Raw genomic sequence first — 24,149 nt, 5'->3', positions numbered from 1 at the left:
AGGATCGGCACCCGCTAAAGTTTTATTTCATTGTCATCGATAAGTTTTGCATCACGTGTATTTTTTTGTACTGCGATAGCTGAAAAAATACTCAATGAGAAGGACATTGCATAGAATCCTTTTTCACTTAGGAGCAGATCCGCATTCCATAGGCCTACAGTTAATAGCACGACGGCAGCAATTGTTGCAAACCAGCTTAAACCATAGTACAATTCCGTAACAGCTAGTCCTTCTGCTTTATCTCTTACACTTTTTTGAACGGAGATAACCGCAAATAGCGCAAATAGTAAAATTGTAAAATAATACCCTTTTTCGTTTAATGCCATTGTTGCATTCCATAAGCCTACACAATAGCCAACGGTACCAACCAATAATGCGGTCCATGAGGCCCCGATAAATGCTCCTGTTGGTTTAAATGGATTTCTTTTGTCTAAATTTCTTTCAGCCTTTTTTTCTTCAATCATGTTTTTTAGCGGTTCCATAATTTTCTTGTTTTAGTTTTAATTTGTTGTTGTTTTATGATTCAAATATCGATAGGAACTAATTATTTTAAAACTTGAATTTATAAGAATACTGACGATATAATATTGTTTAATATATTTGTTTAATTCTAAATTTAAGCTATGGCGGACGCGATATCGGATCTACTATTATTATTGAATAAGGATGATATTAGGGATTTTAAAACCTTTTTGAAACAAAAGAATAAGCGAAATGATGTGAAAAATATCAAGTTACTTGAGATTATAGAAACTGATGATATAAATAAGCTAAAAAAGTTATATGATCCCAGTAAAAACCGGGATGCTTATCACGCATTGAGGAAAAGGCTTCATGATAGTCTTTTGTTTTTCCTTTCAAATAAGGTTTTTGAACGAGAAAACAGTGAAGCCCACGAAGCGTTGAGATTATTTGTTGTGGGTCGTTTTCTATTGGAAAGTCAGTTCATTAAGATTGGATTCAAATGCCTTCAACGGGCTGAGGACAAGGCTCTTGTTCTGGAGCAGTTTAGTTTGCTGAACGAAATCTTGCAAATCAGACTACAATATGCACATTTAGATTTGAATGTCAATTTAGAATTGCTTATCGATCGTTTTACCGAAAATCAGCAAAAGTTGCAGCAAGAAGCAAAATTTCAGATTGCTTATGCGCTGTTGCGTTCAGCATTGCAGGATATTCATTTGAAAGCAAAAATAATTGATATCAATAAGTTGATTTTGAGTGTACTGAGTAAATACAGTATTTCTTTGGATGATCTCTTATCATTTAAATCACTCTATCAACTTTTGTATATTGCAAATGAGTATGCCGCAATACATCAAAACTATACACTGGTTCGTTCTTTTTTAAAAACAGCAGACAATTTTTTGATGAAGTATGATGAACAATCGGCGCATCATCTATTTTACTATCTTCATATTTTGTATTATCTGGCCAATTTTAATTTGAGGAATGGATTCTTTAACGAGAGCATCGTGTATTTAGAACGCTTGAATGAAGTTTTATCTCATGGAAACGCGGTTTTTCGAGCCCAGTTTCAGTTACGGTGCCATTTGTTGATGGCATTGAATTTCCATTACCTCGGCGATGGAATAAAAGGTCTTTCCGTGTTGAGGGCGGGGATTAAACAAGCCGCACCAAAATCAAATGAGGTTGATCTTGCAGATCTACAGTTATGTTTGGTAATGTTTTTAACGCAATTTGAAGATAAAACAGCATTGATTGAGCTTCGACAGTTGATTCGAACAGATGCTTGGTACGAGAAGAAAATGGGCATGTTGTGGACGATTCGGAAGAGTCTGCTCGAAATTCTGATCCATATTCAATTCGATCACATCGATTTGGCAACCTTGAAATTAAAAAGCTTTGTCGGTAGGTATAAAAAATACTTGCTGAATGTCAAGGAAAACAGAGTGATTGATTTTGCCAAATTGATAGAGAAATATCTTTTAAATCCAGCAGTTATTCAAGGGAAGTCCTTTCGGGCAGCTGTTCAGGCTATGGCGGAAGACAAAGAAAATAAGGATTTATTTGTTATGGGATTTATTGCTTGGTTGAAAGCTCTTAGTGTATCTCAAAGTCCGTATCAGGTTTTATTGAATTTGATCAAAGAAAATAGCCGGTGATCAATAATAAAGGTGATCAATAATAAATATGTAAGACGATTTGTTTCTTTGAGGAGTCAATCAGGTTCTGTAGTCTTTTGTAGAATTCGACGTTTACCATAGGACAGCCTTCACTGAGACATATTGGATCTACTTGTTCATCGTAAGGCATGCGGTCATATTTGTGTAGAACGATGTTTCTAGCATATGCATTGCTATTGGAGCTATCTAAGCCATATAATTTATATGCTTTTCCAAATTTACCGTTATACGAGCTGCCGATAGCATAACTGCCTAGCGACGTCGCATGAGAGTTATCCGTATTGCTAAATTGCAAAAGATTCTTTTTTCCGGTTTCCGAGCCGGATCCATGCGCCACTAGCCCCTGATCCAGAATCCGATCTGTTTTTAGATCTACGACAAAAAAACGATTTCTTCCCGAGGGTCTTTTCATATCCAAGAGAAAGGATATGTCACTATTATACTTTTTGTTATTTACGATGCATTTTTTTACTTTCTTTATCGCCATCGTATAGCGAAAAGCGTCTGAAGGAGCATTTTCTTCCTTATCAACAACGGCTAAAAGCGTGTTTTTTTGAATGGTTTTGTATGTGATAAGGCCAATCCCAAGGATAATAACCAAAAGAATGATTTTATTCATATAAATAAAGCATATTTCATAAAATAGTTTTATTGAAACTTATGTCTGCTGTTCGAGAGATCTATTCTATTTGTTTATAAAATCGTTCGAAGGTTTTCCAGTATTTATCTTTGTAGATGCTATAATCAATTTGAAGATTGTCCCTGTATTCTTCGATTAATCGATCAATCGTTCGTGAGGCTTTTCGGAATTCTGTACAAGCCAAGTAAATTTCCCTTAGGTTATCGGCAGTTTCTCTGCCGATATTAAGAAACCCAATATCACTTGGAAGACTATCCATTAATTCCTCTTCAAATTTATCCATTAAGTCGTAGTTCTCCTGATCGGGCATGCCATTGGTTGCTGTTCCGTCATAGCTAATCTTTAATGTAACTATCCAAGGGTGAGAAGATTTTCCATCCCAGTCTAATAACGTTGTATTTACGATAGCAAAGATAGGTAAGTCGTTCTCCAGGATGCCTTCAAAAGCAGTGTATGTGTCATCTGCGGCCCGGTGTCTAACGTCGGTATATTTTTCCACAAATTCCTTTTCTCGCCAGATCAAATAGTCTTTTAATTTAAGTAGAGGAATCAGCTCTTCTGTTGCGAGTTCTTTTGAGGTTACATTCAAGTTGTCTATGGCTATGATCGAGTTCAATTCACCAATGTAATTGTCGAGAAATATTTCTATCCCATGGGAAATATTAGCTTTGTTCTCTTCCGTAAAATCGGGGTGAACAATAATAATATCGACTTCATCCGGATGGTATCTATGTTGAATGGGATAAAAAAACATATCCTTGATGTCGAAAGTGAATCCATACATCGTGATTTTGAATTTTTCCATATCCGCAATAGCGGGTTTTAATGCAGTAAATTTCCAATGCGCCAATGCTGGAGCAGAAGCGATCAGATGTTCCACAAACGCAATGTTTTTGATGGCACCATCTGGCGTGACTACAAGTTCTGCAGTGTCATCATCGTACATTCCCGTTAAGAAATACAGTTCCTTGCGAAGAGCGTCGATCTTCGGCGAAAGTTTGCTGAAAAAATTCTGATCAATTTGTTCTCCATTCTTGACGATTTGAAAAAATGCGTGTTCGTTTTTTGTAAACCAATCCCAAAAATCCGCTATACTGTCCTTTTTATTTTCTTTTTTACCAAAAATATTGTTCAAAAATCCCATAATTAATAGCTGTTTGATTGAATCATCAAAGTGCGTATCTGTTTCTTAAAGTGTTTTTTATAACCACAGAGGAGAAAATGATCCGAATAAAATAATCATGAATACCTCTGCTCCTAAATTTAATTATATAATTATAATCCGGCAAGGGAATTTAAGTTTAAAAATAATTGGACAAACAATTGCGTATGGAGTTTGTTAGGATTATTGTTGAATTATAAATTAAAATTGGTCTTATGAAATTTAGCAAATTAACATTTTGTCTATTGGCAACTACAGTTGTGCTTTCCTTTACGGCTTGCAAATCAGGTTTATCTGATGAGAAGTTGGAAGAAAAGATCGAAAATGCACTTACCGGTCGTAAAACCGTGGACGTCGACGTTAAAAAAGGGGAAGTTATCTTAAGTGGTACGGTTGCTTCCGAAGAAGAAAAGCAACAAGTGGAGTCTATTGCTAAAACAGCAGGCGATAAGGACATCAAGTCTATTCAAAACAATATTATCGTTAGCGCCCCAGTGTCGTCGACTCCAGCTCCTATTGAGGTATCCAATAATGATGCGGTGCTTGGAGCAGCAGTGAATACGTTTATGAAGGATTTTCCTACGGTACAGGCAAGTGTAAAGGATGGTGTGATCGCTGTTACAGGTACTTTGGAGCAACCTAAGATAATTACCTTAAAACAAGGTTTGGATAACTTAAATCCCAAGAAAGTGGATCTAAGCGGTATTGTTGTCAAAAAATAAAATAGTGAAATTATGTCATTGCAAGAAAAATATAAGGTTCTTTTAGATACGGCACAATCTTCAGGTGTAAATGACCTGAACTACGCCGAAATGGATGGAGTATTGCAAATTCGTGGTACAGCACCAGCAGCAGATGTGAAAAATAAGCTCTGGGAAATCTATGGTAATATAGATCCTAATTTCCAAACCGGAGATGTGGTCTTAAATGTGGATGTGGCTACGGAAGTGCCCGGAAGCCAGGTGAAAGTTATAACAGAAAATAGCAATTTGAACATTAGAAAAGGCCCTGGTACAGACCAGCCTATCGTGGGAAAAGCAGCTAAAGGAGAAATCATCACGTTGATTAGTAAGGCTAATGATCAATGGTGGTTGGTCAGAACCAAAGATAATGAAGAAGGGTATTGTTATGCACAATATTTAGAGTCTGTTTAGTTCTCGAATGTTATTCGCATGATGGGTACCAGTACCAATTGGCTTTGAAAAAAGGGGAGTTATTGATAAATAACTCCCCTTTTTTCATTTCACGATTAAGCTTGTCTGTTCTGTAATATGGAGGTACTACAGCATCTATCGTATTGGGGAATTATTTGGAAAATCAACCGGATTTTAATTTTTGGTGTAATAATTGTATCATTATGATTGCAACAATTTTATTACATTATGTCGAAATCACGTTTTATCATATCATTATGCTTGTGTTTAGCTGTTCAGTTGGGAGTTGCGCAAGAGTATGTTCGCTTGGACAAAGATAGTTATCAATTGCATTTATCAGAATATCCAAAAGATACAATCCGAGTACTTGAAAAAGGTAAAGAAACGAAGTTGAAACAGGGTAAATATATTCTGCAAAAGAATCAATTTATGGGACTTTCCAATGCATTTATTACGATTAATCAGGATGGCATTGTCGATGGTGATTTTAAAATTGAAAAAGATGGGCGTACCGGTGATGTTATCGTAAGACATGGTGTATTGCAGCAAATGACTGTGAAATCTGCTGCGTTACCAGACTTTCAATACACCATAACGGATAGTTCAAGTGTGCAGCGTAATTTTAAGAACGGGAAAATCAGTCAGGAAAAAACGGTATTCTACCGAGCTGCAAATAGTGGTAAAAAAGTGACAAAAGTCTTCTTTGATAATTACTATACGGTTGAAAATGATTTTGACCATACCCGAGCTGACTATCGATTAGACAATACCTTAATGTACAGCGCCAAATTGAATTGTGGTGGGCAGATACAGGAATCAAAGTCATTTGATACCAATGGTCAATTACTAAAACATACCTATCGGAAAGCTAAAATTGATTACACTGATCTGTATCAGAATAATAATCTCGTTGAGCGGAAATATAACCTTGATAACTGCTTTTACCATGAGTATTTTAAGAATTCATTGTTAGTGCAAAAGGTCGTGGAGAAAAAGGATAAAGGAAATACAGAAAAGTATGTTTATAATGGAGCCGGAAAATTGATAAACAAAAATACCGGCGGATAATTTAAAAATGCATATCGAATCAAGTATGGATGCTAATATTTTTGCATTTTAAAAATATAGCGCTACCTTTGTCAAGCAATGAAGAAAATGAACAACATATTACGTCTTCCATTTTTCTTTAATTATTATCGCCCGATAATCGTTCGGGACCCCTATGCCTATTAAATTAAGAAATTCAAATTATTATTTATAGCTAAGCCCGAACATAACGTTCGGGCTTTTTTTATTTTATATAACACCATGTTAAAAGAGTTAGAAGAAAATATCGAAATTATTTTACCGAAGGAGGGACTTGCGTCGAAGTTGAAGGAGGCTGAAGAAAAGAACCGACCATTGATTATAAAACTTGGTTTTGATCCAACAGCGCCGGATCTTCATTTAGGGCACGCTGTAGTGTTAAAGAAACTACGGCAGTTTCAGCAGCTGGGGCACGAAGTCGTGATCCTCGTTGGTAGTTTTACAGCTCGGATCGGCGATCCTACAGGAAAAAATAAAGCCCGTAAACCTTTATGCCAGGATGCGATAGCGCACAATGCGGCAACCTACATTGCGCAACTGTCTAAAATTATTGATGTTTCAAAAGCGAAAGTTGTTTTTAATGGAGACTGGTTGGATCAACTAAATTTTACAGAAGTTATCCAGCTGGTATCGAAAGTCACCGTCGCTCAATTGATGCAGCGGCATGATTTTAATAAGCGTTTTAACGAAAACCAATCAATAGCCATGCATGAATTGCTTTACCCGATATTGCAGGGCTTTGACTCTGTACATGTCAATAGTGATATCGAAATGGGGGGAACGGACCAACTGTTTAATTGCGCGATGGGCCGGCAGCTACAGGAATCTTTTGGACAGGATCCACAAATAGTACTGTGTATGCCCTTGTTGCGCGGGCTGGACGGAAAAGAAAAAATGAGCAAATCATTAAACAATACGATCGGTCTTTTGGATGAACCGAATGAAATGTTTGGTAAAACCATGTCTATTCCTGATCATTTAATTCCAGAATATATTGACTTGACAACTGACTTCAATCAGGAAACCAAACTTGGCATGAAGACCCGTATTGAAATGGGCGAAAATCCAATGGAAATTAAAAAACTTATTGCACATAATCTAGTTGCCCAATACCATGGCGACGAGTTTGCGATGCGTGCGGTTGATTTTTTTGTTAAGCAATTTCAGAGCAAGAAATTAGAAGAAAAGGCTTTTGAGGAGGTGTCGGGTCAAATATTGCGCGCACAGTTTGGTGAACAGATTAAACTGGTCGATCTATGTCATTTCCTAAAGGGGGCAACAAAGTCAGCTATGCGAAGATTGATTATAGGCGGTGCAGTGCAGATCGATTCAATAAAACAGCTGAATCCGGATCTGATGCTTGATTTGAATACGTGTTTTAAAATTAAATTAGGTAAAAGAGCTTATTTTAGAGTTATCTAGTAAGGTTTGTGACGGTATACTTTTTTAATATTTTGCTGAAAATAGTGAAATAATATCGTGGTTCTTTCTTAAGCCATAAATAATTTCTACCTTCATATAGGAGTCTCATACTTTATTTTCATACCAATTATAGATGGAAACATATAATAACATTGTTTTGGAGCGGTTGCCGAAACATTTGAAACGCTATGTAGTAGCCCAACGATATGAACGTTACACCGCGCTGGATCAAGCATTGTGGCGTTATGTCATGCGTCAGAATTATTCTTTCTTGAAAGATGTAGCCTATTACCCTTATATTCCGGGATTGAAGAAAGCAGGATTATCCATCGCGACCATCCCGAACCTACAGGACATGAACGATAGTCTAAAATTAATTGGCTGGGGAGCTGTGACTGTGGATGGATTTATTCCGCCGGCTGCTTTTATGGAATTTCAGGCGCACCGCGTACTAGTTATTGCTGCAGACATACGTCAATTGGAACATATCGAATATACACCGGCACCAGATATTATTCACGAATCTTCAGGACATGCACCTATAATCGGTGAGCCAGATTATGCTACATATTTGCAGTACTTTGGGGAGGTTGGTACGAAAGCACTTTCTTCGGGCAAAGATTTTGAACTCTACGAAGCTATTCGCCACCTATCTATTTTAAAAGAACACGCTACAACAACGGCGGCTGAGTTGGCGGAAGCGGAGAAAAATTTGCAGATCATTCAAGATAATATGGGCGAGCCTTCGGAGATGGCATTGTTGAGCAGGTTGCATTGGTGGACTGTGGAATACGGACTTATTGGAGATCTTCATAACCCCAAAATTTATGGAGCTGGTTTACTGTCTTCCATTGGAGAAAGCGCAAGCTGCATGAAGGAAGATGTGCCTAAGTTGGCGTATGGTTTAAATGCAATCGAATATCCTTATGATATTACCAAACCACAACCACAGCTATTTGTTACACCGGATTTTGAACACCTAAAGCTAGTATTGGATAAATTTGCTGATACCATGGCTTTTCGCGTAGGGGGCAAACAGAGCCTTGACAAGGCAATAGACTGTAAAGCTGTTTGCACGGTGGAATATAGTTCTGGTTTGCAGGTGTCGGGCGTTTTTAAGTTGGCCAACGCGGATAAAAATCTCTCTTATATTCAAACACAAGGACCTACAGCTTTGGCGGTAGCAGGTAAACAGCTTGAAGGCCACGGTATAATTTATCATAGCGAAGGGTTTGGCTCTCCAGTAGGACACTTGCGCGGTGCAGATCGTAACTTAGCCGATTTTGATGAAGCAACATTGATTCAATATGGTATAGTGGAAGGGCAGCAGTGTTCGTTAAACTTTGCTTCAGGGATTATTGTATCGGGAATTGTTCAAAAGATTGTACGTCAATTTGGCAAGATTGTTTTGATTTCATTTATAGGATGTGAGGTATACCGTAGCGATAGGGAAGAGGTGTATTTTAAACCTGAATGGGGAACATACGATATGGCTGTCGGAGCCGAAATAGTATCTGTATTTGCAGGCGCTGCGGATAAAGATGCCTATGACGCGCTGGAAGAACAGCTGGATCAGGATCTATCTTCAATACCTACCGAAACGGAAGATGTAAAACTAGTGAATTGTCATGCTGCGATACGGAATTTGCGGGACAACGGTTTTGATCAGAAAGTCTGGCTGGAGATTTTCAGTCAATTGGGACCGGAAAATGCAGATCATTGGTTAGGTTTGGTTGAATTATTTGAAATTGCCCGGGCTAATGATGGAGCGGAATTAACTACTAAGGCCGAACAAAGGCTCTTGGAATTTATTATCCTATATCCAAATTTGAAAAAACTGATTGATGATGGATTACGTGTTGCTAAGGAGGAAGATTTAAATAACCACTAAAAAGTGGTTTGCGTGAGATGGACTTCTAACATTAAACGGTAGAAGAAAACATTGAAATTTAAAAAAGAGAGCTATTAGACCTATGTAGAGCTCTCTTTTTTTACTGTCTATTTTAAGCTATGCCTGCAAAAGTATTTGCCAGGCTTGATCAAGTTTGCCCGCATCTAATAGTTGGGCAGCATATTCGTGAACTTTTTGTGTGAACTTTGATGGGCTGTCTTCAAAGTTTAGCTTCAGATAGTTGAAGTACTTATCTTCTTGCTGTGGGTCTTTTAATGTTGGTCGTGTTTCTACGTTAGCCAGCAGCCCAAGGTGATTTCCGGTTAATACATTGGAAAATCTAATTTTTTCTGGAAGTTGGTCTATGCCAATTCCCAGGCTACGGAGGGGCTTCGGTACAATAAATAAGTTTTCGTCGGTTACACGACAATACCAATCACCACCAAGCCTTGCTACCAGATCCAAATCTTTTTGTTGAATGGTATTGTTCTTGCCCAACAAGTGTTTATGGACATGCATATAGAGGATCTCGGCGATAACGAGATTTCCAGCTCCTGGCTCATCGCTTAATGCGACAACCTCTCTGACCCGACATTCCAGCTGGACTGGGGATTCGGCTACACGAGGTGGTGCAACTCGAATAGAGGGGATGGGCGTAAAACCCGACTTATCAAATTCATTTATTTCCTTGCCATATTCGGTACTGGCAAGTGATTGTTGCTGGACCATATCGTAGTTAACAATATTGATGACAACTTCATTAACCTCCTGTATATTATCCAATGTATGTTTGGTACTACCATCACGCATGCGTCGCAATGGAGAGAAAACACAGATTGGCGGCTGATGGGACATCAGGTTAAAATAGCTGAAGGGGCTTAAATTTATGTTTCCATTGCTATCGATCGTGCTTGCAAAGCAAATTGGCCGCGGTGCAACAGCATACTTAATTAAATTATCTATAATAGCTTTGTCTTTAACAGATTCAAAGGTGATGGTTTCAAAGGAAGCGGTCATATCCGTAGATTTATGAATGGTATAATACAATAGAATTGGAAAGTTTTCCGAGCGCTGTGATTTCTAGTTCAATCTCATCGCCAAGGTCGAGCCATTGGTCTTTATGATTAGGATCCGCTATGCGTGCCGTGCCATTGAGCTCAAGAAAGCAGCCTGTTCCGACTGTCCCAGAACCGATTATATCACCAGGGGAAATTTGTACACCATAGGAAACCCGTTCAATAATTTCTGCAAAAGTCCAGTGCATACTCGCAAAATTACCCACTGAGACTTGCGTGCCGTTTACTTTACAAGTCATATTGAGCTCATAACAGTCGCCAATATGTCCTGCTGCAGGTTGAACCTTATAAGGTTCCAATTCATCCTTTGTCACCAAGTAAGGTCCAATTGCTGTTGCAAAATCTTTGCCCTTGGCAGGGCCCAAACTCAATTTCATTTCCTCCATTTGAAGTTTTCTGGCACTAAAATCATTCATAATCATATAGCCAGCAATATACTCATCCGCCTGAGCGGCAGGAATATTGATTCCTGGTTTGTTGATGACTATTGCAATTTCTAGTTCAAAATCCAGTTGATTTAAATGTAAGGGCATACATTGAACAGGACCAGGTCCCTGTATGGACTGATGGTTGGAGAAATAGAAAACAGGAAATTCATCAAATTCGGGGATCATATCTAATCCGCGGTTTCTTCTTGAGGTTGCGACATGCTGTCGAAAAGCGTAAGCATCACGAAAAGATGTTGGCTGTGGTACGGGGGCGATAAGTTGGATATCGTCTAGTAGACGATAGGGCCTGTTCATAGCTCCTTGACGCAAAGCTGTTTCAAAGATTTGTAGCTGATTCATGGTATCTTCGCCACCTTTGAGGAAGTCCGACATCGTTGTGGGAAGGTTTTGATCGATGACTGAGCAACTATAAAAGCGGTCGTCTATAACAATGCCCAATTCTTGTTGACCATTTTTAGTGCTAGTGACAATTCTCATATATGAAGTGTTCTATTTGGTTATTCAATGTTGTTAGCATTCGACACAAATATATTGTATAAGATTTGAAAAAAATATTTCTTCTCTTGAAAATAGAAAAATATTCTTACCTTTATTAAAGCATTATAAACTATAAAAAATGATCAATCGTGGTGTACATCGCTTTGCGTCCTCCATGCCCTATGTTGCTTTTAATAAAGCAATCATAGCTGATATCGTTTTTGCACAATACTAATCTTCTCTTTTACTACTTGCCGATAGTTCTATTGGCAATTTGGATATTCATTTAATTTTATAACCGTTTAAATCGTAGAATTATGCCATTTTATGTTAAACAAGGGCAAATTCCAATGCAGCGACATACTGTTTTTAGAAAGCCCGATAACACGCTTTATGCCGAGGAATTAGTATCCACACATGGTTTTTCCAGTCTTTATTCCTTAGTGTACCATTGTCATCCACCCACACTCGTTAAACAAATAAGAGAGCCTTATGATGTGTCTCCCCGGATTGCCCGCGACAAACATCTTAAACATACCAGTCTAAAGGGATTTCAGGTACAGGCAAAAGATGACTATCTCGAAAGCAGGACACCAGTGTTGGTTAATCAGGACTTACATATATCCTTAGCAGCTCCCCGTCGGTCGATGGATGACTATTTTTATAAAAATAGCCAGGCAGATGAGATTGTCTTCATCCATCAGGGGATGGGAAAACTCAAGACTGGATATGGGAGTATCCCCTTCAAGTATGGAGATTATTTGGTAATACCCCGAGGAACGATTTATCAAATGGAATTTGAACAGGAAGATAATCGATTGTTTATTGTTGAATCATTCTCTCCCGTACGTACGCCCAAACGTTATCGCAATGAATTTGGTCAATTGATGGAACATGCGCCCTTTTTTGAGCGGGACATTCGGGTACCTCAAAATTTGGAAACTTTCGATGAACTGGGTGACTTTGAAGTGAAGATCAAGAAGCAAGGGATGATTTATCCATATGTTTATGGGAGCCATCCATTTGATTTTGTTGGTTGGGATGGCTATCATTTTCCATGGGCATTTTCGATTCATGATTTCATGCCGATAACAGGTAAATTGCATCAACCGCCACCCGTTCACCAGACCTTTGAAACAGATAATTTTGTATTATGCAGTTTTTGCCCTCGTATGTATGATTACCATCCTCATTCGATTCCTGCTCCATATAACCATAGTAATGTAGATTCAGATGAAGTCCTATATTATGTGGATGGTGATTTTATGAGTCGAAAATCCGTGGAAAGGGGACAGATAACGTTACATCCAGGTGGTATACCGCATGGACCTCATCCTGGGACGGTGGAAAAAAGCATTGGGCAAGTGAAAACCGAGGAGTTGGCCGTGATGATCGATCCTTTTCGACCATTGATGTTGACCCAAGAAGCACTCGATATAGAAGATCCAGATTATTATAAATCTTGGATGAGTTAGGAAAAATGAAAGAATAACCTTTATATAAATTATGGCAAATACATTTGCAGAAAAGATTGCCCAAGCGCAAGATTTTCTACCTATTAATGGCACAGATTATATTGAATTTTATGTTGGCAATGCCAAACAGGCCGCACATTATTACAAAACAGCTTTTGGTTTCCAGTCGGATGCGTATGCCGGACCTGAGACAGGCGTTCGAGACCGGGTATCTTACGTGTTAAAACAAAATAAAATACGTTTAGTGCTTACCACAGCGTTGAAATCTGACCACCCTATAACAGAACATGTTAAAAAACATGGTGATGGTGTCAAAATATTGGCGCTTTGGGTAGATGATGCACGAAAATCATTTGAAGAAACAACAAATAGAGGGGCGAAAGTCTATCAGGAACCACAACTTCTGAAGGATGAAAATGGAGAAGTTTGGACCGCAGGCATTTATACCTATGGCGAAACGGTCCACATGTTTGTTGAACGCCGCAATTATTCTGGCCCGTTTATGCCAGGATATGAAAAATGGGAAAGCGATTACAATCCAACGGAAACTGGACTGCTTTATGTTGATCATTGTGTGGGTAATGTTGGCTGGAATAAGATGAATGAAACCGTAAAATGGTATCAGGATGTGATGGGGTTTGTCAATATTTTATCTTTTGATGACAAGCAAATTAATACAGAATATTCAGCTTTGATGAGTAAAGTGATGAGCAATGGAAATGGTTTTGTTAAGTTTCCGATAAATGAGCCTGCCGAAGGAAAGAAAAAATCGCAGATAGAAGAATACCTTGAATTTTATGAGGGTGAAGGTGTACAGCATGCGGCTCTAGCAACCAAAGATATTGTGGCCACCGTGCGGGAACTTAAAGCAAGGGGGGTAGAATTTTTGGGTGCTCCTCCCGAAGCATATTACGATATGTTGCCCGAACGAGTTGGAAAAATTGATGAAGAGATACGGATCATCCAAGAACTGGGTATTCTAGTTGATCGTGATGAAGAAGGTTATTTGCTACAAATTTTTACAAAACCGGTAGAGGATAGACCGACTTTATTTTATGAAATCATCCAACGTAAGGGGGCACAAAGTTTTGGCGCAGGAAATTTTAAGGCTCTTTTTGAAGCAATAGAACGTGAACAAGAACGCCGAGGAAACTTATAGAAGTATGGAAGGGATGAAGGAATTATTGCGGGCTTTTGAGCATAAAAGTCCGGAAATTGTTTTCGAATGGAAAGATAGTGAAACTGATGCCAGGGGATGGATTGTTATCAATTCCTTACGTGGAGGTGCTGCTGGCGGGGGGACCCGAATGCGGGCTGGATTGGATAGGCATGAGGTAGAATCTTTGGCAAAAACAATGGAGGTCAAATTTACGGTATCTGGCCCTGCAATAGGGGGGGCAAAATCTGGAATTGATTTCGACCCACATGACCCAAGGAAAAATGAAGTTTTAGAACGTTGGTTTAAGGTTGTCACACCGCTATTGAAAAACTATTATGGGACAGGTGGAGATTTGAATATTGATGAAATTCATGATGTAATCCCGTTGACGGAAGAATATGGACTATGGCATCCACAAGAAGGAATTTTGAATGGTCACTTTAAGGTGAATGAAAGCAATCGTATTCATCAAATTGGACAATTGCGTTATGGGGTTTCCAAAGTATTGGAAGATAGCTCCTACAGCCCAGATCTGAAGCGCAAGTACAAAGTGGCAGATATGATCACGGGATATGGCGTGTCAGAGTCAATTCGTCATTATTATGAACTTTTTGGCGAAAATTGCTTTGGGAAGCGAGCGGTAATTCAAGGTTGGGGTAATGTTGCTGCCGCTGCGGCATTTTATCTGTCTAAACTTGGTGTAAAAATAGTTGGTATAATTGATCGAGTCGGCGGACTGATCAATCCGGAAGGATTTGGAGAGGAAGATATTACCCGTTTGTTTTTAGAGCGCAAAGGCAATGAGCTTTGTTCTCCGGATTTGATTTCTTTTGATCAGATACAGAAAGAAATATGGAGCCTGGAAACGGATATTTTTGTGCCTGCTGCGGCCTCCCGCTTAGTGTCAAAGGATCAGATCCAACACATGATAAATCATGGGCTTGAGGTGATCGCTTCAGGTGCCAATGTACCATTTGCAGATCAAGAAATATTTTATGGGCCTGTTATGGAATTCGCAGATCAGCATGTTGCGGTTATACCTGACTTTATTGCCAATTGTGGTATGGCGAGAGTATTTGCTTATTTAATGCAACGTAATATCGAAATTAGTGATGATGCAATTTTTTCTGATGTTTCCAGCGTAATTTTTGAAGCATTAAAGAAAATTAGGTCGGTTTCTTCCAAAAGGACGCATATATCATCGAGAGCATATGAGCTTGCATTGAAACAGTTGGTGGAAACCGATAACGAACAATAAGAGGCTAAATTCTAATTTGCTTTTGCTATAACGCTATAAAAAAAACACTTGAAGCGGGGAACTTCAAGTGTTTTAACTAACCAATTATTAACCTAAATTTATGAATGCTTAAAACAGTGCAATACCTATGCCAAAACTTATTTTCTTAGCATGAACATATTGTCATTTTTTTTGTTATTAAAATTTCTGTCAGAAATTCGATTTTTTTTGAAGTTTTGTTGAAAGATCAAAACGGGGTAGACTAAAAACAAATTTCATTGTATAGTTTTCAAATACTGGTCCGCTTGATGAAATTTTTTGTTTTTTATTTGCCTTAAAGTGCTGATAAACAAAAACTCCCGAAGCGGGGAGCAACAGGAGTTTTCCTAACCAATTATTAACCTAAATTTATGAAAAGTACCTATATAACGTAGTAAGTTCAAAAAATGTTTCAACCGATTGTAGTTTTTTTTACTTTTTAACATTTTTTGACTATTTGCTGTTGATTTTCAATAAAATGTACTACTATTTATTTTGTTTTCTTTTTAGGGGAAATAAAAAACCTGTTAGCGGGGACTAACAGGTTTTTTATAAACTAACTAAATTATTAACCTAAATTTATGAAACTACGAAATAATATTCAAGAAGGATGCCAATGTATTGAACCCGTTAGCTGTTTAACGATTTTTAACAGCCTCTTTTCGGATAAGAAGGGGAGCCCCTAATTCTCAAGACAATCCAGTTAATTTTCAAACCTTTTGTTGCTCATAAGCGTTTATCTAAACAAAAAGATAGCAATCAATGCTGTCTATTTGACGTAAACTGTTTAAAAAAAGGTACATGTCTTTAACATATCGCTATCAATTTGAAAATTACGATAGCCCATTTTGGGCTTTTGCCATTCATGATGGACATCAGGTCGATGCGCATTTGATGCCCTACATAAATATTGCAGACGAGGAACGATTACGCGAAGAGGATCCTTATACGGCTATTTTGGCCGAATTACCTTGTAATCGATTTGTATCTGGAACCTCCAGGTTTCAACTGGATCTTAATCGAAAACGAGAAGATGCTATTTATCTTACACCAGAGCAATCTTGGGGGATGCGGGTATGGCGAACAGATCTACCCAATGAACTAAAAGATCAGCTGTATGCAGTCTATGATGGCATATATGATGAAATAAGCCAAGCGATTCAGCGCACGATTGATCGTTATGGCTATTTTATCATGTATGATATTCATAGTTATAATATGCGTCGCGGTGGGGCTGAAACCAGTTTGAACAATGCAACCGACCCTCAGATCAATATTGGGACACAACATAATCACAAAAAATGGCGAACGCTGACTGATCAGGTTTTGGAAGCATTACAGACTGGAAAAGATGGACAAGTTTACGACGTCCGTGAGAATGTAAAGTTTAAGGGCGGATTCCTTTCTGCGTATTTGAATGATAAGTTTGGTGATAAAGGCTGTATTTTTTCCATCGAATTTCGGAAAGACTTTATGGACGAATGGACTGGGGAAGTATTTCCGCAAAAGCTTCAGGAGTATAAGCAACTTCTCTTGCACAGCATTGGAACACTGGAAAATTATTTTGCCTATGAAAGATAATGCGAAACAACTTGCTGGCATTTTAAAAATGATCAAAAATAAGGAGGTTTTCCACGTACAGATTCCGCCAAAAAACAAACTGGTATTTAATCAAGTTGTTCCTTATCTGTTTTTATACAGGCAGTTTTTTAGTCAAGATCCTATGCTGGCAGAGTTGGTTAAATCAGAACCAGCTTATTTTAGGGTAAGAGATTCACAGATGAATGTTTCTGAATGGATCGCTCCAATCCTCAATCAACTTGTCGAAGAGTTTGGTGCTTGTTTGATTATTGAAGCTTGGGCAGCGGATTCAGCACAGGAGGAGGATATCCAAATACATATTGCGCGGAAAAATGTACAGGCTATCGCTCAGTATCTAGGTAAGCAACTGACGACAGAAGAATCGATTTCCAAAGTGGAGATATTGACAGATTCCAAAACAAATGCAACGCAAAGTTTATCCCCTTCGAGTGTGCAGTTGGATAATCTGAACACCAATATATTTTACATGGGGCTGGAGATAAAACCGAAATACCTTTTAGGGGTAGATCAGCAAATTTTACCGATCGATCTGCGTCATTTCCGTGAAGCCATATCCAGGAGTCTGTCGAAAACATTCTTTGAATTCATACGCATACATACCTTATCTAAACCTACGGCATTTAAAATAAGCCAGCCTAAAAAGATGCTTCCTTTAGCTTGGGAGATTGATCAGAAATTAGCGCGGGAAAGCCAACGATTTGATTTTTTATTATTGGTTACACCAACAAATTCTTACGATGCCTGGCAGCAATTTAAAAAAGGAAATTACCGAAAAACTCCTGTGTTTCGATATAGGCCCATGCCCATTGATCCAGATATTATCAAGAGAAACCTCTATAACTTGCATATCGAAGATTTATTTGATCCTTCCATTGCTTATTTGTTTCGTGATAAACGCAAGGAGCTAGATCAGATGATGACCATGTTGAGTGAGCGGGGGAAAGAAGGGTTTTTGTTGGGCAGCATGCAGGTTTTTGGTACTGTCAATGAAAAATTGCTGGAAAAGGCACAGGCAATTTTGACAATTACGACAACGGATCGAGAAGTAAGAACGAAAGAAGAGGATATTGTCTATGCCGAAGAGTTCGCTAAGCTCGCCCAGGAAGAATTGGATTATCTGAAAAACCAAGATCCAAGCTTTGGCACCACAGTGAGGCTACGGGATGATATTTATGGCGTGATGGTAAATCAAGGCGTACTCAATATAAGTAAGCAGTATAGTTTGCCAAGGAATAGGGTAAAGGCACTGATTCAACATGAGGTCGGTACACATATTGTTACTTACTATAATGGGAAGCAACAGCCGTTCAGCCTCTTTAGATTAGGCGTTCCCGGTTATGAAAAACTTCAGGAAGGCCTCGCTGTACTTGCTGAGTATTTGGTAGGGGGCCTGACAAATAATAGACTACGTATTCTGGCTGGAAGAGTTATCGCTGTCCATCATATGCAGCAAGGCAGTTCATTTATTGATACATTTTCAGTCTTGGTAGACAAATACCAATTTTTGACCGAAACAGCTTTTCAAATGACGATGCGGGTCTATCGAAGTGGTGGGCTTACCAAAGATGCATTATACTTGAGTGGTTTAATCGAATTGACCAATTATATCAAGAGTGGACGAGATCTATCTCTGTTGACGATGGGCAAAATCCGCGAAGATTATATACCAATCGTTGAAGAACTCATGTTAAAGGGCGTATTGAAGGCTCCGACCCTGACACCAAGGTATCTAATGGATCCATATAAGGATGCCTTGTTAAACCTCAAAAAGAATAATGGAATATTTCAAATGATTCAGTAATCAGATATTTTATATGAAGATAGCATTCGTGATCAACCAAACCCATAAAGAAACTGCTCGTTTCACGACGACTGTTTTGGCATTGAAAGCCCATCAAATGGGACATGAAATTTATTATATTGGCTTGGCCGATTTCTACTATGAGTCGGCCCATATTGCCGCCCATGTGCGAAAAGTACTCCCTGATCAGATGCTTACCTCTACCAATAGCCTCATGGAAGTATTGCGCGCAACAGAAAAAACTAAGATGATTTTGGAAGATATGGATGTGGTTTGGCTACGATTTGATCCAGTTCTGGATATGGTTAGCCGACCTTGGGCTGCCGCTTCAGCCCTACAATTTGCCGCTCTCCTAAAAGAAAAAGGTGTATTGGTTATCAATGATCCCGATAGCCTTAGTCGGGCTAGTAATAAGTTGTATCTCGAGGGATTTGATGAATCTATTCGACCTAAAACAATTGTAACCCGAAACTATGCCGATGTCATTGAATTTTTTGAACAACAGAATAAACTTATTATTTTGAAACCCTTGAAGGGGTCCGGCGGTAAAAACGTATTTTTAATCAATAAGGATAATCAGCAAAACCTCAAGCAAACTGTAGAAGCTATTGCCCGAGATGGTTATGTGATTGGCCAGGAATATCTTCCGGAAGCTGCCCGCGGTGATATCAGATTCTTTTTACTAAATGGAGAGCCTATTTTGATTAATGGTAAATATGCTGCTGTTCATCGCGTGCAACAAGGGGACGAGATTCGGAGCAATGTGCATCAAGGTGCAAAGACCCAAGCAGCCATTATTTCACCGGAGTTATTGCTTATGGTCGATAAGATCCGGAATAAATTAGTTCAAGACGGAATGTATTTTGTTGGTTTGGATGTGGTAGGAGATCGTATTATGGAAATCAACGTATTTAGTCCGGGTGCATTATGCCAGACGGAAGAAATTGTAAAAGAGGATTTTTCGGCGCTTATTATTGAAAAATTAGCGGAGAAAGTTGCTTTCAGAAAACGAGGTTGATGACAGTTGTATCGATGAAAATTGATGTTGTTGAAATCGCTGCGGGATTGCTAAGCTAATGATTTGCGGTAATTATGAATTTGAAATGAATTACAGGAATTAAATTCTTGTTATTTTTGAAAAAAGAAAAATATGCTGATTATCGATTCTCCATCCCGCAACGCCTATTTTAACATCGCTTCAGAGGAGTATTTATTGGGTAAATTTCCGGAAGAGGATATTTTTTTACTCTATGTAAATGACCCTTCAATTATCGTGGGTAAATTTCAGAATACCTTGGCCGAAATCAATCTTGATTATGTCAACGAGCATCAGATTAAGGTTGTGCGACGAATGTCTGGTGGTGGTGCTGTTTATCATGATGCTGGAAACTTAAATTTTTCTTTTCATACCTTATTGGGAAATCATGATTTTATGGATTTTTCGACCTTTACCCAGCCGATTGTACATATTTTGAACAAATTGGATATCCCTGCAAAATTAGAAGGAAGAAATGACCTCCTAGTAGATGGGAAGAAGTTTAGTGGAAATGCCAAGCTTGCAAAAAATGGGAAGATGATTCAACATGGTACGATATTGATTGATTCGCAGATGCAGGTATTAAGTGATGCTTTAAAGGTCAATCCATTGAAGTTTGTAGATAAGGCGGTAAAATCGAATCGCGCACGTGTCACAAATTTAATTGAATATTTACCTGCTGGTTTTACGACTGAAGATTTTAAGGAATTGCTGATTGAAGAAATAAAACTTGAGAATCCGGCGGCCAAAATGATTGAGTTTACCGCTTTGGATATTGAAAATATAGAAAAATTGGTCGAAGAGAAGTATGAAACATGGGATTGGAACTTCGGTTTTTCGCCAAATTATAATTTTAAAAAAGCAATTAAGATCCCCGCGGGATTCATCGAGTTGCATTTGGATGTACATAAAGGATACATTGAAAGGGCTAAAATTTTCGGTGATTTTTTTGCATCCCGATCAATTCATGAACTTGAAAATTTATTGATTGGTGAAAAGCATGAGGTAGGAGAGATTGATACCTTATTGAAATCAATTGATTTGACGACGTATTTTGGTAAAGTTGAACCCGCAGAAATTCTTACCTTGTTTAAATAGAAAATGTAGTATTGCCCGATATGGGTGTTAATTAATAAATATATGCCTTGGAATCCAGATATATACAATCAATTTAAAGATATTCGTTTTAAACCGTTTTATGATTTATCTGAACTAATTACTGCCGATAAAATGGAACATGCAGTCGATTTAGGTTGCGGTACAGGTGAACAGACAGCTATCTTAAGCGAACAATTTTCTCAAGCGACCTTTCTTGGGGTAGATTCTTCTGCGGAAATGCTTTCTAAAAGTCATAAGTTGGAAACGGAACGTCTAAAATTTAGGCAAAGTTCCGTTGAGAACTTCCTTGCAGAGCCAAAAACCTGGGATCTTATATTCAGTAATGCTGCTTTACAATGGCTGGAAGATCATCAGGTTCTTTTTCCTCAGCTTATTTCTAAGCTTAATGTTGGCGGGCAATTGGCGATACAAATGCCTTATCAGCCCGAAAATATACTAAATAAAATTTTATTTGAATTGGCGATGGAAGAACCCTATCGATCCTATTTAAGGGGCTGGAATAGGCCTTCTTCGGTATTGGATATGGATACTTATGCGCAATTGTTATTTGATAATGGCCTGGATCAATTAAACCTTTCTCTTCGTGTATATCCACTCATTGCTGCTGATGCAGACATGCTTTACAATTTTATTGCTGGGTCTGCTTTGATTCCTTACATGGAACAATTGGAGGAAGATAAGAAGTCTGTGTTTGTAACTGAATTTAAAACACGCATCAAAAAACATTTTACTAAATTTCCAGCGATCTATTCTTTCAAGCGCATTTTATTATATGGGCGTAAAAGGTAATTCACATATCGATCAGATCGGACCAATGGGCAGCTGTAATCGTCGCTAGGTCTGTTGGGGCTAAAATAATCTGAAGCCCCCTTTTTCCCGCGCTTACCGAAATCGCTGTCTCCAATTGTGCGGCCTCTTCAATAAAGGTTGGGAACTGTTTTTTCATGCCAATAGGTGAACAGCCACCACGAATATAGCCGGTCACCGTTAAAAGGTCTTTCATCGGGAGCATTTCACAGTTTTTATTCCCAGAGGCCTTCGCTATTTTTTTAAGGTCGAGCTGTGCATTTCCAGGAACTACGGCAACAATATAAGGATCTTTGTTGCCTTTTAAGACCAAGGTCTTATAAAGTCTCTCGGGTGACAGACCTAGGGTTTGGGCGACATGCTCAGCACTGACGTCCTGTTCGTCTACCTCATATGCTCTGAGTTCATACGTTATTTTTGCCGTGTCCAACAGCCGAACAGCATTTGTTTTACTCGACATACCCTAGCCTTGTTTTTTCTTATTAAAATAGGTCGTTATGGCATCTAGCGCGTATGCATTCAAACAGTTGCTTGCTTGCAGACCACCCTTTTGAGCCACCAATACACCATATTGCATATCGTGCAATCCCTCTGTACGATGGGCATCGGGATTGATGGAAAGTAAAACTCCTTTCTCTACTGCATAACGGTGCCATCTCCAATCCAGATCTAATCGTAAAGGATTTGCATTTATCTCAATGACAACGCCATTTGCCGCACAAGCATCGATTACCCGTTTAAAATCTAACGGATATCCGGCTCTGCTTAATAATAGTCTTCCTGTTGGATGGCCTAAGATTGTTGTATACGGATTTTCGATCGCTTTGATTAGTCTTGTTGTGGCTTTGTCTTCGTCCATTTTCAGATTGGAGTGGACGGAGGCGACAACGAAGTCAAACTTAGCCAATACCTCATCGGGATAGTCTAATGAACCGTCACCTAGAATATCGGATTCAATTCCCCTGAAAATTTTGAATGGAGCCAATTTTTCGTTTAATGTAGCAATCTCATTCCATTGTTGTTCCAACCGCTCAATGGAGAGGCCGTTGGCATAGACTGCAGTTCGCGAGTGATCGCATATACCCAAATATTCTAGCCCCAGGACATCTTTACAATGTAATGCCATTTGCTCGAGGCTATGTACGCCGTCACTATAGGTGGAGTGATTGTGGAGTGTTCCCCTGAGATCTTTGTATTGAATCAGCTTTGGCAGTGAATGCGTTTGAGCCTGCACTATTTCATCTAACCCCTCTCGTAATTCGGGTTCAATATAATCTAAACCCAAGTTACGGTAAATGGCCTCTTCACTGGAAAGTGAAGGGAGATCTGGTAGAATATTAAATAGGAGATCGAGATGTGCAGTGGATCCGGTACTAAGAATCAGGTCGCGATAAAAATCATTGATATTGCTACTGAAGACTTTGAAAGTAAACCCCAATTCATCGGTCAGTTCTATGGAGTTTTCTGTTTTTTCCACTAAAGTAAGTCCATCAAGGAATTTTTCGACGTTGTCTATACTTTCCGATATTAAAAGATCTACGGTGCTCAAAACCTCGCATTTTCTTCTGAAATCTCCTGTATATGACAGCAGGGAAGAAGGGAAATGCAATTTCAATTCGTTGAAAAATTTTTCTGCCAGCGGAAGCACTTTCGCATATAAAAACCATCCTTTGTTGGAAATAGAAAACTCAATGGATTTTTTGATGTCTTCCTGCGTTTTAAGACCAAACCCTTTTGCTTCTACGAGACGGTTTTCATTACAGGCGTAAAGTAATTCGCCGACACTTTCAATCTCGAGTTCTTTCCAGATAATTTGAATCTTTTTAGGGCCAAGGCCCTTAATATTTAACATTTCAATAATACCGGCTGGTGTGTTTTCAATAAGCTCCTCAAGCTCTTTGAAAGTTCCTGTAGCAGCGACTTCTTTGGCTTTTTCAGCCGTGCTTTTTCCTATTCCAGGCTGTGCACTCAAATCTTCAAGACTAGCCTCGTCAATACGGAAAGGTAGCTTGTCCAACTTAAAAGAGGCACTTGCAATGGATTTTGTTCGAAAAGGATTTTCGTTGTGAAGCTCCATCAATTGGCTACATAATTTGAAAATTTTTGAGATCGCTTTATTGTCCATCGTATTTGAATTGTTAAGCTACAAATATCTTAAATTTTAGGTCAAAATAACAATTCAAATACGGATATTATAGCGTTAAATAATGTAAAAAAGCTACTTTAAATGCCTGTTTTTCTCTATTTCTTGAAATTAACAACAAAGTGACAAATGCATATGCGCTTAACCAAACATTTTGGCTATGTTTGCCGTTTTTGGGTGTTAAAATTGTGGTTATTTTGTGCATATCTTATAAAAACAACCCTATT

21 protein-coding genes are annotated in these 24,149 nt (G+C 38.6%); 14 read left to right on the top strand and 7 right to left on the bottom strand.

The window, feature by feature from the left end:
- Positions 1-14: 14 nt before the first annotated feature.
- Entirely contained in the window at positions 15-482 is a 468-nt protein-coding gene (yiaA, locus tag HS960_RS12600; protein WP_046675653.1) for an inner membrane protein YiaA, read from the bottom strand.
- A gap of 141 nt (positions 483-623) precedes the next feature.
- Here yiaA and HS960_RS12595 point away from each other — a divergent pair, with 141 nt between their 5' ends.
- Positions 624-2,126, top strand: a complete 1,503-nt coding sequence (locus HS960_RS12595; RefSeq protein WP_182332886.1) for a hypothetical protein — start codon at positions 624-626, stop codon at positions 2,124-2,126.
- A 16-nt stretch (positions 2,127-2,142) separates the two neighbouring features.
- Here the strand turns inward: HS960_RS12595 and HS960_RS12590 are convergent, their stop codons facing one another.
- Together HS960_RS12590 and HS960_RS12585 are read right to left on the bottom strand one after the other, a co-directional pair.
- A complete protein-coding gene (locus HS960_RS12590; protein ID WP_153846163.1) occupies positions 2,143-2,766 on the bottom strand; it encodes a murein L,D-transpeptidase catalytic domain-containing protein in 624 nt (207 codons plus the stop codon).
- A 61-nt stretch (positions 2,767-2,827) separates the two neighbouring features.
- On the bottom strand, positions 2,828-3,931 hold the full coding sequence (locus tag HS960_RS12585) for a DUF695 domain-containing protein (RefSeq protein WP_153846164.1): 1,104 nt from the start codon (positions 3,929-3,931) through the stop codon (positions 2,828-2,830).
- Positions 3,932-4,164: 233 nt separating this feature from the next.
- Here HS960_RS12585 and HS960_RS12580 point away from each other — a divergent pair, with 233 nt between their 5' ends.
- The 5 genes from HS960_RS12580 to HS960_RS12560 all read left to right on the top strand — a co-directional run bounded on the left by HS960_RS12580 (position 4,165) and on the right by HS960_RS12560 (position 9,502).
- Complete coding sequence (locus HS960_RS12580) at positions 4,165-4,671, top strand: BON domain-containing protein (RefSeq protein WP_088160876.1); 507 nt, start codon at positions 4,165-4,167, stop codon at positions 4,669-4,671.
- Between the two features lie 12 nt (positions 4,672-4,683).
- Complete coding sequence (locus tag HS960_RS12575; protein WP_153846165.1) at positions 4,684-5,103, top strand: SH3 domain-containing protein; 420 nt, start codon at positions 4,684-4,686, stop codon at positions 5,101-5,103.
- A gap of 228 nt (positions 5,104-5,331) precedes the next feature.
- Positions 5,332-6,171 (top strand): hypothetical protein, encoded by an 840-nt coding sequence (locus HS960_RS12570; RefSeq protein WP_153846166.1) that lies wholly within the window; start codon positions 5,332-5,334, stop codon positions 6,169-6,171.
- Positions 6,172-6,411: 240 nt separating this feature from the next.
- The gene (gene tyrS, locus HS960_RS12565; protein ID WP_182332885.1) at positions 6,412-7,611 is read left to right on the top strand and encodes a tyrosine--tRNA ligase; all 1,200 of its coding nucleotides are present in this window, start codon (positions 6,412-6,414) and stop codon (positions 7,609-7,611) included.
- A 133-nt stretch (positions 7,612-7,744) separates the two neighbouring features.
- Positions 7,745-9,502, top strand: coding sequence for an aromatic amino acid hydroxylase (locus HS960_RS12560; RefSeq protein WP_182332884.1), 1,758 nt, complete (start codon positions 7,745-7,747; stop codon positions 9,500-9,502).
- Between the two features lie 117 nt (positions 9,503-9,619).
- On the opposite strand, the gene HS960_RS12555 is transcribed toward HS960_RS12560, so the two are convergent.
- Positions 9,620-10,519, bottom strand: a complete 900-nt coding sequence (locus HS960_RS12555) for a flavin reductase family protein (protein WP_159729010.1) — start codon at positions 10,517-10,519, stop codon at positions 9,620-9,622.
- 10 nt (positions 10,520-10,529) lie between these two features.
- Complete coding sequence (locus HS960_RS12550) at positions 10,530-11,504, bottom strand: fumarylacetoacetate hydrolase family protein (RefSeq protein WP_153846174.1); 975 nt, start codon at positions 11,502-11,504, stop codon at positions 10,530-10,532.
- A 317-nt stretch (positions 11,505-11,821) separates the two neighbouring features.
- Between HS960_RS12550 and HS960_RS12545 the strand changes: the two genes are divergently transcribed.
- The 8 genes from HS960_RS12545 (at position 11,822) to HS960_RS12510 (ending at position 21,761) form a co-directional block, all read left to right on the top strand.
- The gene (locus tag HS960_RS12545) at positions 11,822-12,979 is read left to right on the top strand and encodes a homogentisate 1,2-dioxygenase (RefSeq protein ID WP_075991796.1); all 1,158 of its coding nucleotides are present in this window, start codon (positions 11,822-11,824) and stop codon (positions 12,977-12,979) included.
- Between the two features lie 31 nt (positions 12,980-13,010).
- Positions 13,011-14,138 (top strand): 4-hydroxyphenylpyruvate dioxygenase, encoded by a 1,128-nt coding sequence (gene hppD, locus HS960_RS12540; protein ID WP_153846175.1) that lies wholly within the window; start codon positions 13,011-13,013, stop codon positions 14,136-14,138.
- Positions 14,110-15,396, top strand: a complete 1,287-nt coding sequence (locus HS960_RS12535) for a Glu/Leu/Phe/Val dehydrogenase dimerization domain-containing protein (protein WP_228280317.1) — start codon at positions 14,110-14,112, stop codon at positions 15,394-15,396. Before hppD ends, HS960_RS12535 begins: the two co-directional genes overlap by 29 nt.
- A gap of 819 nt (positions 15,397-16,215) precedes the next feature.
- Positions 16,216-16,995 carry an N-formylglutamate amidohydrolase gene (locus HS960_RS12530; RefSeq protein ID WP_159729004.1) on the top strand — a complete coding sequence of 260 codons (780 nt, stop codon included), beginning with the start codon at positions 16,216-16,218 and terminating at the stop codon, positions 16,993-16,995.
- On the top strand, positions 16,985-18,817 hold the full coding sequence (locus HS960_RS12525; RefSeq protein WP_159729002.1) for a flavohemoglobin expression-modulating QEGLA motif protein: 1,833 nt from the start codon (positions 16,985-16,987) through the stop codon (positions 18,815-18,817). The genes HS960_RS12530 and HS960_RS12525 overlap by 11 nt, the downstream gene beginning before the upstream one ends.
- A 13-nt stretch (positions 18,818-18,830) precedes the next feature.
- Entirely contained in the window at positions 18,831-19,835 is a 1,005-nt protein-coding gene (locus HS960_RS12520; RefSeq protein ID WP_159729000.1) for an ATP-grasp domain-containing protein, read from the top strand.
- Positions 19,836-19,967: 132 nt separating this feature from the next.
- Positions 19,968-20,951: a lipoate--protein ligase gene (locus HS960_RS12515; protein WP_153846179.1), complete on the top strand. Its 984-nt coding sequence runs from the start codon at positions 19,968-19,970 to the stop codon at positions 20,949-20,951.
- Positions 20,952-20,993: 42 nt separating this feature from the next.
- Complete coding sequence (locus HS960_RS12510; protein WP_182332883.1) at positions 20,994-21,761, top strand: methyltransferase domain-containing protein; 768 nt, start codon at positions 20,994-20,996, stop codon at positions 21,759-21,761.
- 1 nt (position 21,762) lies between these two features.
- Here HS960_RS12510 and ybaK read toward each other — a convergent pair whose 3' ends face one another.
- Complete coding sequence (gene ybaK / locus HS960_RS12505) at positions 21,763-22,239, bottom strand: Cys-tRNA(Pro) deacylase (protein ID WP_159728994.1); 477 nt, start codon at positions 22,237-22,239, stop codon at positions 21,763-21,765.
- Positions 22,240-22,242: 3 nt separating this feature from the next.
- Positions 22,243-23,904 (bottom strand): DNA polymerase/3'-5' exonuclease PolX, encoded by a 1,662-nt coding sequence (locus HS960_RS12500; protein ID WP_159728992.1) that lies wholly within the window; start codon positions 23,902-23,904, stop codon positions 22,243-22,245.
- Between the last annotated feature and the right edge of the window lie 245 nt (positions 23,905-24,149).

The organism is Sphingobacterium paramultivorum (assembly GCF_014109745.1).
Taxonomy (GTDB): domain Bacteria; phylum Bacteroidota; class Bacteroidia; order Sphingobacteriales; family Sphingobacteriaceae; genus Sphingobacterium; species Sphingobacterium paramultivorum.
Note: the sequence above shows the minus strand (reverse complement) of the source record. Positions and strands in the feature narration are given on the sequence as shown.